The organism is Shewanella hafniensis, from assembly GCF_019655335.1.
In the GTDB taxonomy this organism is placed as follows: domain Bacteria; phylum Pseudomonadota; class Gammaproteobacteria; order Enterobacterales; family Shewanellaceae; genus Shewanella; species Shewanella hafniensis.
Genome location: NZ_BPFD01000006.1, coordinates 65,992 through 79,929 on the forward strand (window position 1 = coordinate 65,992; position 13,938 = coordinate 79,929).

At 48.2% G+C, this 13,938-nt stretch carries 8 protein-coding genes; 4 read left to right on the forward strand and 4 right to left on the reverse strand.

The genetic code is table 11. From position 1 onward, the window contains the following. The first annotated feature begins 3 nt into the window (after positions 1-3). On the forward strand, positions 4-411 hold the full coding sequence (gene rraB / locus K5Q99_RS03455; protein ID WP_106648222.1) for a ribonuclease E inhibitor RraB: 408 nt from the start codon (positions 4-6) through the stop codon (positions 409-411). Between the two features lie 80 nt (positions 412-491). Here rraB and K5Q99_RS03460 read toward each other — a convergent pair whose 3' ends face one another. Together K5Q99_RS03460 and K5Q99_RS03465 are read right to left on the reverse strand one after the other, a co-directional pair. Then, entirely contained in the window at positions 492-1,478 is a 987-nt protein-coding gene (locus K5Q99_RS03460; protein ID WP_106648221.1) for a sensor domain-containing diguanylate cyclase, read from the reverse strand. Between the two features lie 18 nt (positions 1,479-1,496). Next, on the reverse strand, positions 1,497-2,492 hold the full coding sequence (locus K5Q99_RS03465) for a response regulator (RefSeq protein ID WP_012090271.1): 996 nt from the start codon (positions 2,490-2,492) through the stop codon (positions 1,497-1,499). Between the two features lie 540 nt (positions 2,493-3,032). Here K5Q99_RS03465 and K5Q99_RS03470 point away from each other — a divergent pair. Next, positions 3,033-3,839 (forward strand): crotonase/enoyl-CoA hydratase family protein, encoded by an 807-nt coding sequence (locus K5Q99_RS03470; protein WP_220776059.1) that lies wholly within the window; start codon positions 3,033-3,035, stop codon positions 3,837-3,839. A gap of 35 nt (positions 3,840-3,874) precedes the next feature. On the opposite strand, the gene K5Q99_RS03475 is transcribed toward K5Q99_RS03470, so the two are convergent. Together K5Q99_RS03475 and rapA are read right to left on the reverse strand one after the other, a co-directional pair. Then, positions 3,875-4,771 (reverse strand): DUF3530 family protein, encoded by an 897-nt coding sequence (locus K5Q99_RS03475; protein ID WP_220776060.1) that lies wholly within the window; start codon positions 4,769-4,771, stop codon positions 3,875-3,877. 239 nt (positions 4,772-5,010) lie between these two features. Further along, complete coding sequence (gene rapA / locus K5Q99_RS03480) at positions 5,011-7,917, reverse strand: RNA polymerase-associated protein RapA (protein WP_220776061.1); 2,907 nt, start codon at positions 7,915-7,917, stop codon at positions 5,011-5,013. Between the two features lie 405 nt (positions 7,918-8,322). Here rapA and K5Q99_RS03485 point away from each other — a divergent pair, with 405 nt between their 5' ends. Further along, entirely contained in the window at positions 8,323-9,717 is a 1,395-nt protein-coding gene (locus K5Q99_RS03485) for a PhoH family protein (RefSeq protein WP_106651703.1), read from the forward strand. A gap of 477 nt (positions 9,718-10,194) precedes the next feature. Next, complete coding sequence (locus tag K5Q99_RS03490) at positions 10,195-13,911, forward strand: response regulator (RefSeq protein ID WP_220776062.1); 3,717 nt, start codon at positions 10,195-10,197, stop codon at positions 13,909-13,911. Positions 13,912-13,938 lie beyond the last annotated feature (27 nt).

Genomic DNA, 13,938 nt, shown 5'->3' on the forward strand with positions numbered 1-13,938 from the left:
TCCATGTCTATTGAAAGTCAGTTAAAAGCCCAACTTGCAGAGAATCGTGACATAGTGCAAGCCCTGCTTGACGATGGCTCAGAGCCTGATGCGGAATATGTTATTGAGCATCACTTTTCATCGACCAATTTCGATCGTCTCGAAAAAGCTGCAGTAGATGCCTTTAAATTAGGTTTTGAGGTAAACGACGCTGAAGAAATGGAACTGGAAGATGGTTCAATTATTTTCTGTTTCGATGCTGTCGCGCACCACAAGCTAGATGTTGAATTACTGGATAAAGCCGCAGAACAACTGCTGCAATTAGCGGTAAAACAGAAAGTGGAATATGACGGTTGGGGCACCTATTTTGTCGGTGATGAAATGGATGACGAAGATGAAGACGACGAAGAAGATGATGGTTTCCCTCATTAATTCGCGCGTGAATATCTAATCTATATCCGCTTTAAATAAAAATGCCCATCTATGATGGGCATTTTTATTAGGTGGATATTTTAAGTTTGGCTGATTTTTTTCGCAGTTGTACTGGTATGCAGAACGCTGCAATTACGGCCTTTTTGCTTGGCTTCGTACAGCGCTTTATCAGAGCAAGAAATCCAGCTTGAGCTGCTGGTGATGTGGGAACCAATTTCGCATACACCTAAACTCACAGTCACAGAGATCTTCAAGCTTTCATACACTATGACGGATGCGGCGATTTTTTCCCTGAGCCGCTCGGTAAAGTTCATCGCATCTGCGCCGCTGGTTTTGGGCAATACAACCGCAAATTCTTCGCCGCCATAACGTCCGGCGCAATCGGTCTCACGCAGGGATTGGCTGAGTAAGTGGGCGATATGCTGGATCACTTTATCACCCGCCAGATGACCATAGCTGTCGTTGATATGTTTAAAGTTATCGATATCTATCATCACTAAACTTGCCATACCTGAGTAGCGCGCATACATGTCGTACTCATGGTCTAAACATTCTTGCCAATGACGACGGTTATGCAGCTGAGTCAAACCATCGGTTTGGCTTAGGCGCTCGAGTTGCTCGTTCGCGGCTTTAAGTTGTAACTTGTTGATGGCAATATCAGTCACATCATAAATAATCACGCTGATATGGGTCACTTGCCCTGTAAGCGATGCCAGTGGCAACAAGGTCACGTTTTGGTACATGTAGTCTGCACGGCCTGTGATCGGGCGGTAGTTTTTAAATTGGAAAACGTATGGCCTTTGTTCCCAGCTGATAAAGGCACGGTTTTTAAGCATGAAAACCGATTCCATTTTCTGCTTTAACCAAGTGGCGGGCAGATCGGGGAAGCGGGTAAACAGGTTTTGACCTTTGATCGAATTAGGGGAAACACCGCTGTGATTCTCCATAAAACCGTTCCACAGCTGGATATTGTAATGGCGATCTAATACCACTAATCCCACCTCTATGGTTTGCACCATATCGATGAGCCAGTGTAGTTCGTTCATTGCGCTTTGGTCGTTTGACATAGGATAAAATCCAACTGGTTAATCGAGTAAATAGCCGAGTTTAAAACTAAGCGTAGGGATAGAATCCTCGGTGAAGAGCAGTAACAAATCGCATTGAATATTATGATCTTCAATCCGATAGTTGATCTCCATAGCCAAAGTTCGTTGCCATTTCTCTGAATTATCATGGATCAGATCGTTAACCGTGCAGTGCCGTCCGAGCACGACAGGGTGAGCCTGACTAAATTTCATGTCGAGCTGTTCAGAAATGCCGTTAAGGAAGGCGCCGATTAACACGTTTCCGGTATCGATCAGGACTTCTATCTCAGTATTTTTATCTTCAGGATTGGCTAATCCCATCAGCTTGGCCATGTCCTTAAAGCTGGAGTCATGGAACAAGAGCAGAGCTTCACCCGCAATTCCCGCCCCAATAAAACCTTGGCAAAGTGCCGATACGGTCGAGCTTTCTTCCGTGGCTTTGAGTGCCATGGTTAACTCACTCACCTCAAGCACGTTCACGTTGGGGATGGGCAGTAACACGAAGACATCGAGTAACTTAGCTAACAGATCGGCGGCGCGGCCCATGGCGACGTTGGCAATTTCTTGGCAAGCGTCACGCATGTCGACTTTGATCATCGGGACTTCGTCGGCGATATCTTTCTGCGTCAGGGTTAAGATGCCGTAATCTTGCAAAATGTTGCTGATGGCATCGGCACTGACGGGTTTTTGAATAAAATCTAATGCGCCTAAGGCTTTGACTCGCTCGTGAGCTTTGATTTGAATGTCGCCAGAGACCACAATGATCAGCGCGGGGAGATCCTGCTGCTGCACGGTTTGCAGTACTTCATAACCGTCCATCACTGGCATGTTGAGATCGAGAAACACCACTTCGCCTTTTCCTGCGCGGATAGCATCAAGGCCTTCGGCACCATTGGTCGCATAAGTAATTTCCACATCCCACTCTTTTGGGAGCGTGCGGGCCATTTGCTTACGTGCCATGGCGGAATCGTCACAGATGAGTACAGATATTGACATGCTGACTAGTGATCCTTATTTGCCCATTAATTGAAGATAACACTTATTTTTCAGGTCCGACTGACGAATTGCATTCTTCGGGCAAGTCTGATTTATATCTTCTAGATGTAACTTATAGATATTATTGATTAATTTATTTTTTCGCTGACATTAAAATTTGGCTCATTATTGAATCACATGATGCAAAATTTTAAATCGAGCTGGCTAATTTTTAGCAAATAACAAGGATGTAACGAATAAAAAGGACGACTGAGTCCATCTGTTTGCGGCGTTAACCTTAGCGGCAAGTACAGTGCTATATAAGCGTCGATGTTGGCGGCGAGGTAACTTCATTGCCGAGTTCGATAAGTCTATCTCATCGAAAGATACATTAGGATTACCGCACGTATTGGCGACAGCCTAACATAAGTTGCCTTCAGTCCATGTTTGAATTGGCAATATTTTGACTCAAGTCAAAAAACAGGCTTATGTTATATCTTTTAGTGAATTATTCCAAACGTGTTAACATTTATTCTGGACTGACCAGTAACGGAATATTTCATGAGTGGCCAAAGTGTACAAGTCAAAATCGATGATGGCATCGCCTATGTGTTGCTTAATCGTCCTGAAAAAATGAATGCGATTAACTATTTGATGTTTAGTGATCTCGACCGTGCGATTAAAAAGATCAAATCTAATCGTGGGGTACGAGCCGTGATCCTCTCAGGTGCGGCGGGCAATTTTAGCTCAGGGCTCGATGTCAAAAGCGTGATGTCGGCACCCATGCAGGCAGTTAAGTTACTGTTTAAGGGCTTACCTGGGAATGCTAACTTGGCACAGCGGGTGTCATTAGGTTGGCAAAACTTGCCTGTACCTGTGATTGCCGTGCTTGAGGGCTGTTGCTACGGCGGCGGTATGCAAATCGCCTTGGGCGCAGATGTGCGCATCGCTAGCCATGACTGTAAGTTATCGATTATGGAAGCGAAATGGGGACTCGTGCCCGATATGGCGGGGTTGGTCGCGTTAAGGCAAATCATGCCTAAGGATCAAGCCATGCTGCTGAGCCTGACGGCAAAAGTGCTTGAGAGCAATGAAGCGCTGGCCTTAGGACTCGTGACACAAGTGAGCGAGACGCCGATGGAAGCGGCTCAACAATTGGCGCAGCAACTGATGCAAACCTCGCCGGATGCGGCTGCGGCCATCAAACTCAGTATTAACCGTAGTTGGACGGCTTCGGTGCGGAGTCTACTTTGCCGTGAGTCGATTAGTCAGATTCGCTTGTTGTTAGGCAAAAATTGCAAGATAGCGGCGACGCGCCAGCTGAAAGATCCGCAGAAACCCTATCAAGATCGCCAGTCGGGTTGGTAGTGCTATTTGGCTCGAATTAGTTGGAATCGTGGCGTTTACTGCGCGCCGCTCATGCGGGCGGCAAAGCCTTTAATCGCATTTAAGCAATTCTGCCACGCGCTCTCGTTGTCTAAATTGAGCGCTAAGCGGGTTTGGCGATAGTTAGGGCTTTCTAAGGTTACGGCTAAAACCTTACGGTTAGCGGCCGTTTCTAATGAGGCAGGGTGACCGTCTGGCGATTGGATATCTAAAATCGGTAAGGTAAGTTTCGCCAGTTGCTCCGCGAGTGCTTGATTGAGCTTTTCGTCCTCACGATAGGGATTGATGACGATTAGCACATCGGGATCGGCAATTTTCTTCTGACTTAATAGGCTAATCAATAATCCTGCGCTTTGGTCGGCGGTGATCAAAATGCGTTTGCCCGCATAGTCTGCGCCGACCGCATCTAACTGCGACATGCTTTGGACCAGAAAGTCTTCCTGCTCTTGCAGATGTTTGCTGTTATCTTCGGGCTTGATTTTAGGGCTAGGTTTGTTGGAAGGTGAGCTTAATTGCGCAGCGCCGGGTGAGGTGACTTCAGTGGCGGCGGTGGCAAAATTGGCCGCAGGCAGCTCTGTTGGCGGGGTTAAACTTAAACTTGCCCAACCGGCAGGATTAATATTACGGCGCACAAACGCCATCAGCCCCGGCGCGTCTGCCGTGCCGTTGGTGGCGGGCAGAATGATCGCCGCACCGAGTTTCTTTTTACCTTCCCATGCTCTCACCAACAAATCGTAGGGCTGATTGTCTATGGTGATTTGTTTGACTTCATTCTCGGGTAAATAGCGGTTATTTAATTTTTTGGCACTGACTTCAGCTGGCGTTGGCGCAGCTGTTGCTGGGTCTGCCGCGCGGGTAGAGATGGCTGTGAAACCAAGCATAAGGCAAAAGAGAAGCGAAATAATGCGTGCCATAGAATTGATAACCACCTGTGTAGTCTCATAAATTCATCAGTGCTTGAGTATAACCTGAACAATTACCAAAAAGTGAACTTTCCTCGCCAAAGAGTGGCGCCTCAGTATTTGATATAACCAAGTTAATTTTGAGGACGTCGCTTGGCATCAAAGTCGTTTGGAATCTAAAGCCACAGGGCATAAAAAAGCCCAGCGCTTTAGCTGGGCACATTGATGGAAACCTGTGGTTCGGCTCGGGCCTATACGTGGCTGACGAGTACCATGCGGATCGCATCGAGTTGTAACTGGCTGGCATCCAGATAAGTGTTTAACTCTTGCATCTGATTGCGCAGGTACTCCAATTCTTCCTCACGGATATTGGGGTTCACCGCCTTAAGTGACTCTAAACGATCAAGCTCTGCGCTCAGTTGTTGAGTCATTTTCTCTCTGGCTTGGGCAACCATTTCATCCACAACCACTTGAGCATATTCCTCACCCTTAGCAAATAACGGATGCAGAATTGGCTGAGATGCGGTGACTAACTTGCCGCCAATGTGACGATTCACCGCGCTCAGTTGTTTATCGAAACTGGCGTAATCCACTTTAGCCGACAGATCGTTCCCGTTTTTATCCAGCAACACGCGAATGGGTGTGGGTGGTAAATAACGGTACAACTGGCTCGACTTAGGGGCAGAAGCATCGGCCATGTAGATGAGTTCTAAGAATAAGGTGCCAGCTGGCAGGGCTTTATTCTTCAGAATGGCAACGCTGGTGGTGCCGGTTTCAGAACCTGTGATCAGATCTAGCCCCGTTTGCACCAGTGGATGCTCTTGGGTGATCAGCGCAATATCATCGCGTGATAACGCTGTGTCACGATCAAAGGTCACTGTTACGCCATCTTCTGGCAAGCCAGGGTAAGTTGGGAACATCATGTGCTCACTCGGGCGTAGAATAATCGAGTTTTCACCTTTATCTTCTTGATCGACGCCGATAATATCCCACAGACGGATCACTGAACCGATCAAATGGGTATCACCATCATTCTGGGCGAGGCGCTGTACGATAGCCTGTGCCTTCTCGCCGCCGTGTGAGTTGATTTCCAGCAGCTTGTCGCGGCCTTGTTCCATGGCGTGCTTGAGTTCTTTATAACGGCTCTGGGTGTGGTTGAGCAGGTTTGTCAGCTCATCGCTGTCATCACCCACAAGCACGTTTAGCAGATCTTCAGCAAATTCACTGTAAAGCACATGGCCACTCGGGCAAGTGAGCTCGAAGGCGTTCAGCCCTTGGTGATACCACTGCATCAAGCGTTCTTGGGCGGTATCTTCAAGGTATGGTAAGTGAATTTGGATATCATTTTTCTGGCCGATACGGTCTAAACGACCAATGCGCTGTTCTAATAGATCGGGGTTTAGCGGCAGATCGAATAGCACTAAGTGGCTGGCAAACTGGAAGTTACGGCCTTCAGAACCAATTTCAGAACAGATCAACGCCTGTGCGCCGCCTTCCTCTTGGGCAAAGTAAGCGCCGGCTTTATCGCGCTCGATAATCGACATGCCTTCGTGGAATACCGTTGCTTGAATACCTTCGCGGGTACGCAGGGCTTCTTCTAAGCTCAGGGCTGTTTCCGCTTGGCTGGCGATGATCAGCACTTTTTTGCTGCGGTGTGATTTTAAGAACTCAATTAACCAATCCACACGGGGATCGAACTTCCACCAACTGGCGCTGTTATCTTCAAATTCTTGATATAACTTTTCAGGGCTAAGGGCTTGCGCCGCTTTCGCTTCTAATGACTTGTGTCCGCCCATCATGCCACTGACGCGTGCGGCAGTTTGATATTGATCTGGCATGGCGTGTGGGTAAGCGTTAAAGAAACGCTTTGGAAAGCCTTTTACCGAGGCACGGCTGTTACGGTATAACACACGGCCAGTACCGTGACGGTCGAGTAATTCTTGCAGTAATTCGCTGCGGGCAGCTTGTTGTACTTCGGCATCAATACCGTCTGCTTGGATTAAACGAATACTTGGGCTGATGTCTTTTTCGCCCAGTAATTCGGTCAAGCTGTTGATGGCGGCATCGGATAATTTAGCGTTGCCAGCTAAGGCTTCGGCGGCAATGGCGACGTCTTTATAGCTGTCTTCTTCGGCTAGGAAGGCATCGTAATCGTAGAAACGATCTGGATCGAGCAGGCGTAAACGGGCGAAGTGACTCTCATGGCCAAGTTGATCCGGCGTTGCGGTTAACAGTAACACGCCTGGGATCACTTCGCTTAATGCTTCAACCACTTGATAGGCGCGGCTTGGCGCTTCTTCGGTCCATTCTAAGTGGTGCGCTTCGTCAACCACTAACAGATCCCAATCGGCATCTAGGGCTTGATCGAGACGTTTTTTCTTACGCAGTAATTCGAGTGAGCAAATCACTAACTGCTCTGTGTAGAAAGGATTGTCGTGATCGGCATAGGCTTCTACACAACGGTCTTCATCGAATACCGAGAAGCGCAGGTTAAAGCGGCGCAGCATTTCCACTAACCACTGATGGCGCAGAGTATCGGGCACGATAATCAGAATGCGTTCGGCGCGACCAGTCAGCAGTTGTTGGTGAATAATCAGGCCCGCTTCAATGGTTTTACCTAAACCCACTTCATCGGCTAACAGTACACGCGGTGCATAGCGACGGCCGACTTCATGGGCAATCCACATTTGATGCGGAATAAGTCCTACGCGTGGACCTTGCAGACCCAGCAGATCCGATGAGGCCAGTTTGTGGCGCAACATTTGGCACTGATAACGCACACCAAAACGGTCGAGGCGATCGATTTGGCCGGCGAATAAACGGTCTTGGGGTTTATTGAAACGAATATTATGGTTCAGCAGGGTTTCACGCAGTGTAGCTTGCTCGCCTGTCTCACTGTGAATGCCGTGATAGATCACTATCCCGTCTTTCTCGGTCAATTCACTGACCGCAAGGCTCCAGCCTTCATGGCTTTCAACCGAATCGCCGGGATTGTATATAACGCGTGTCAGAGGGGCTTCTGCTCGGGAGAACATGCGGTTCTCACCCGTGGCAGGGAATAATACAGTGACCATACGGCCTTCTACTTGAACCACAGTTCCTAAACCAAGCTCTGACTCGGTATCACTTATCCAACGTTGACCTAAGGCGAACGGCATCTTAAATTCTCATTTCTAGGCGGACTCTAACAAAGGGCGCGTATGTTATACCAATACTCGTGATATTTAAATCGCCCTCTCACCCGTTAGAGCCTAATTCCCAGAGTGCTAGATTACAAATTGTACAAGCGACAAAATTGTCGTGCCAACACATGAAATTGTCACGCTAATGTCACATCCGCGGTTATACACTGCCTCGAGTCTGTATGGTAAACAATGGTTGCTGTATTGTTATCTCGTGAGTTTGGTGCCAATATCAATTTAAGGTTTAAGTGTGAGTAAGTGCTATCAACTTGAACCTTATGATCATTCTTTGCCATAAGCTTTGCCAGTAATAGGAGCCGTGTAACTTTTATTGAGACTCAAAAGTGTGTTTAAACTTTTATGAAGCACTCTGGAGGCGCCATGGAACAAGACGACAGAAAGTTGTTTGTACTGGATACCAATGTGTTACTACATGAACCTTTGGCGATCTATTCGTTTAAAGAGCACGATGTGGTCATTCCGATGACAGTGCTAGAAGAGTTGGACCAGATTAAAGATCGAAAGAGTGACGTGAGTCGGGATGCTCGGGTTGCTATCAGGGCATTGGAAGATACCCTAGGCGGTGAAACCACCCCTGAGCAGATTATCAATGGCGTCCCTTTACCCAGCCGAGAGGGTCATGCCGATGCCGTCGGTTCGCTCTCAATCTTCCCTGATCACCTTGTTGATTTTACCTTAGGCGCCCTGCCGGGAGATGGAAACGACAATCGCATTATCAATACCGCGCTACATCTACAAAACCTACATCATCCCCGTACCGTTGTCTTAGTCACCAAAGATATCAATATGCGCCTTAAAGCCAAAGGTGCGGGTATTCAATTGGTTGAAGATTATCGAACTGACCAGTTGATCGATGATATCCGCTTCCTCAGTAAAGGCTTTTACCAGTTCGAAGGTAATTTTTGGGAGCACTTGAACAAGGTCTCCACCGAGCGCCACGGTAGACATACAGTGCATGAAGTACCGCTCAAAGACCTCGAAAATGATAATTTCTATATCAACCAATATCTTATCGACACAGAGTCTGATTTTTGCGGCCGTGTTACCGAGCGCACAGACACCCATTTACATATTTTAGATTTAGGCCGTGAGCGGGTGAAAAACCTCGAGGCATGGGGTGTTAAACCTAAAAACGTCTATCAAGGCATGGCATTGCAGGCGCTGCTCGATCCCGATATCGATCTGGTTATCTTAACCGGCCCAGCGGGTTGCGGTAAAACCTTGCTCGCCATGGCGGCGGCGTTGGAACTGGTGGTCGAGCGTAATCGCTACGACAAAGTGATCGTCACCCGTAACACCCCTGAAATCGCCGAATCTATCGGCTTCTTGCCCGGCACGGAAGAGGAGAAGATGATGCCTTGGCTGGCCGCCATTACCGATACGCTCGAAGTACTACATAAGAATGATGTGAATCCCACCGGCAGCATGAACTACATTATGGAGAAGGCTAACATTCAGTTTAAATCGATTAACTTTATGCGCGGGCGTTCGATCCAAAACTCCATAGTGCTACTGGATGAATGTCAAAACCTCACCGCCTCGCAGATCAAAACCATGATCACCCGTATGGGCGAGGGCACAAAGCTGATTTGCTGCGGTAACTTAGCGCAAATCGACTCTAACTACTTAACCGCTGTTACCTCAGGTTTAACCTATATTGTCGAACGTTTTAAAGACTTTGAAGGCAGCGCCAACGTGTATCTAAATGGTGTGGTGCGTTCACGCTTAGCGGAATACGCCGAAGAGCATCTCTAAAGAGAGTCGGTTTAATTTAGCGTAATCACAAGGCCTCAGATATTGAGGCCTTACTTTTAGGAAGTAGAAGATTTTTAATCGACTTATCAGTGGTATGAGTAGGCTTTATCCTGCAATTATTTTATGTGATTGGTAGTTTCTTCCTGCTAACATACCCAAGCAACCTGAAGATACGAGTTTCAGAGCGCCTAGGGTGCTTCAATTCAAGGCGCATCAATGACAGAATGTCGGCCACCTTTTGAATTGATGCAACACGGAAGTGGAGTGCCCTAGGCGCTCCGTCCCGGCGGGTTTTAACGCACTTTATGCCGTGTTGGTTATTTTTAACTTAGCCCGCTAGGTCTGCAAATAACCGCCTTGCCTAAAGTGCGTTAAACTCCCGCTGAATCCTGCATCTTCAGATTGTTTGGGTATATATGGATCTTATAGTTTTTGCCGCCGTAGGCTGAAATTAAGCGCTGCAATCAAGGGTAGTGGATGAAATCGAGTGAGCCGGATCTGCAACTAAAATCGCCGATCCAGAAGAACTACAACCGTGCCGTTTTTTATACGTACATCGGCGTTATCGTCATGTCTTTGTTGACCGCATGGATGTTTTTCGACCGCCAAAAGGCCCAGCAGATGGAGCAGCGTGAAGAACAGGTTCAGCGGCATGTTCTGCAAATCGATTTGTTACTCGAGTCGAGCATTAGAGCGGTAAAAAGCTTACGTGACGTTGCCGTGGATCATTTGCGCTTAGGCGAACTCGTCCGTAAAGAGCGCTTACCCCAATACGGTAAATTTAACGAAAGTGGCCAGTATTTTACCTTAGAACCTAGCTACGCCCAGAGCGGTGAGCCTTTTACCAACATGGGTAGGATCACGGGTGCAGGTTCCCTCGACGGCCGTGGCGACAAGTTCTATCAAGAGCTTGAGATGTTGTTTGAGTTGTCACTGTCATTCCCCGTCGCCAAAGAAGCCGCCCCGAAAGCCTCGGCAATTTATTACCTGTCGAAAAGTAGGATTATGTCCTATTTCCCTTGGTCGAATGACGATCAACGATTTAGGGACGAATTACTCAACAAGAAACAGTTCCAATATGCCACCCCGGCCATGAACCCGCAGCGCAGTGTGTTTTGGAGCGAAGCCTATGTGGACTCCACCGGTAAAGGTTTATTGACCACTTTAGGTGTGCCTGTTTATTTGGACGATGAGTTCATTGGCTCAATCAACTTGGACATGACGCTTGCCTCGTTAGCGCGGCAAATTCGGGTCTACTTTAAGATGCCGGGCACTGTGATTTTGCTCGACCAACAGAACAATATTTTATCCCACAGCGATTTTGATAGCTCAGACATTAATCGGGTCTATCACATCAGCCAACGTATTCCCTCTGAGCTGCATTCTTTACCTGAGTCGGAATTGTTCGATGCCCATGATGGCATCATACGTAACGGCTATTACATCCACTCGGTTGCCCTGCATAACGCGCCTTGGCGTTTACTGTATTTGCAGGATGAAGACGACCTATTCCAAGACTCGTGGGAAAAACTACAGCTGACCTTTATTTTGGTGGTGATCGCCCTGTCTGTGTTGGTGACCATAGTGCATTGGCAGACGCGTCGATCTTTTGTGAGCCCAGCCTCGCGACTACTGTCGCACCTAGAGGGGTGCTCCCAAGAGCCGCGTAAGCCACCGGAGAAAATCACCCGCGGCTGGGAACCTTGGTTCTTGCTAGTCAGTCGGATTTTTGAGGAAAACAAACAATACACCCACCATTTAGCGGAGCAGAATAAGCGGCTCGATAAGCTAGTGGCGCGGCGTACTGAACGCTTAAAAGACACCACAGAGCGGCGTGAGCGCGAATATGCGCTACTGCGTTCTTTGCTTGACTCAATCCCAGAAGCTATTGTCTTTAAAGACAAAGAAGGCAACTACTTAGGTTGTAACAAGGCGGCTGAGCGCATGCTGGGTTACACAGAGAGCGAGATGATAGGTTTGTCATCTGAGGATCTGACCTCGCCTGAAATGGGTATACGTATCCGCGCCGAAGACGAACAAGTCCTAAAAGATCGCACGCCGCTGCGCTACCAAGAAAAGGTTGAGCTTGCGGGCAAACCTGTGCTGCTCGATACCCTTAAACTGCCTTTTTATAATCGCCGCGGTGAACTGCAGGGCTTGATTGCTGTGTGGCGTGATGTGACGCGGGAATACGAATCCGCAGAACAATTGCGCCTGTCCGAAGAGCGTTATCACTTAGCTATGGATGCGGTGGAAGATGGTCTGTGGGACTGGTATTTAGACTCTGAACAGATTATTTGTAACCCTGCGTATTATTCTATGCTGGGTTATAAAACCAACGAGTTTCCAGCTCTTGTGTCGACGATTGATGAATTATCCCACCCCGACGATCGGATTCGCGTCGAGGAATACCGTGCCCAATATTTAGCAGACCCTGTCGGCGCTTACGAAATCGAATTCCGTATGTTAGGTAAAAATGGCGGCTATCACTGGGTGTTATCCCGTGGCCGTGTGGTGGAGTTCACCGCCGAAGGTCAGCCTAAGCGTATGCTCGGTACCCATAAGGATATTACCCGCCATAAGAGTAACGAAGTGGCGCTTTTAGAAGCCAAGCAAGACGCCGAATTAGCTAACCTCTACAAGAGTGAATTCTTGGCCAACATGAGCCATGAGATCCGCACGCCGATGAACGCCATTATCGGTATGTTGCAGTTGGCGCAGCGTACCTCGTTAACGGCGCAGCAGAAAGATTACCTCGAAAAAGCCGGTTTCTCGGCGCAATCGCTGCTGAGGATCATCAACGATATTCTCGACTTCTCTAAAATTGAGGCGGGTAAGTTGGAGCTTGAGCGGGTGCCATTCCCGCTGGATAAAGTGCTCGATCATGCCCTCGATCTCAATGCGCTCAAGGCACAGGAGCAGGGCGTTGAGTTACTCTTGTATGCCCCTGTGACAGCGGGACTCATGCTTAAAGGCGATCCGCTGCGTTTAGGTCAAGTATTGATTAACCTGTTATCGAATGCGGTGAAATTTACCCAATCTGGCGAGATTGAGCTGGGCTGTGAAGATGTCGGTGAGCGCGATCATCGGATTACCTTGAAGTTTTGGGTGCGGGATACCGGTATTGGGATCAGCAAAGATCAGCAAGAAAAACTGTTCGATGCCTTCGCCCAAGCCGACGGTTCGACCACCCGTAAATACGGTGGCACAGGTTTAGGTTTATCGATCAGTAAGCATCTGGTGTCTATGATGGGCGGTAAGATGCAAGTGCAGAGTGAGCTTGGGGTCGGCAGTACCTTTAGCTTTACTATCAGCTTTGAGATTGCCGAAGCCGCTAAGATTGAGCCTTTCGTCGTGCCGGAAAAGCTCAATAGTCTACGTACCTTAGTCGTTGACGATAACCCAACGGCACTGCAAATTTACTCGACCTTGATGCGAGATTTCCACTTCGAAGTTGATACCGCCGCCAGTGGCGCCGAAGCGCTTTATAAACTGTCGCGGGCGCCAATCGATCTGTTATTGCTCGACTGGATGATGCCCGAAATGGACGGCAGCGATGTGGTCAGCGCCATAGACACTATGGTTGCCGAGGGCCGCTTAGCGAAACGGCCTGTGATTATCATGATGACGGCCTATGCGGCAGAGCCCTTGCAGCATGAAGTCGATAGTGCCAATGTGTTTGCCGTACTGCAAAAACCGTTCAAGGCATCGAGCCTGTTCGATGAGATTATTGCCGCCTTTGCCGATGAGCCGAGATTGAATGTGGTTCAGCCTATGGTTGAAGTCCAAGTTGAGGACGGAGAACACACAGGTTTAGTGCTGCTGGTGGAAGATAATTTTATCAACCAGCAAGTGGCCACTGAACTCCTTAAAAGCGCTGGCTATGAAGTGGTGCTGGCCGACAATGGTCAAGTGGCGCTGGATACCATAGACTCGCGGCCGTTTGATGCCGTGTTGATGGATATTCAAATGCCAGTGATGGACGGGTTAACCGCTGCAAAGGCACTGCGTGAGCGTTTTAATGCCGATGAACTGCCTATTATTGCCATGACAGCCCATGCCATGTCGGGCGACAGGGAAAAAAGTTTAGCGGCGGGGATGAATGCCCACATCACTAAACCTATAGTGCTCAACGAATTATTTGAAACATTAAATCACTGGATCAAACATAAGAACCAGCATCAGAATCGTTAATTTATTTGCTCGGGGCCAGTGATGGCC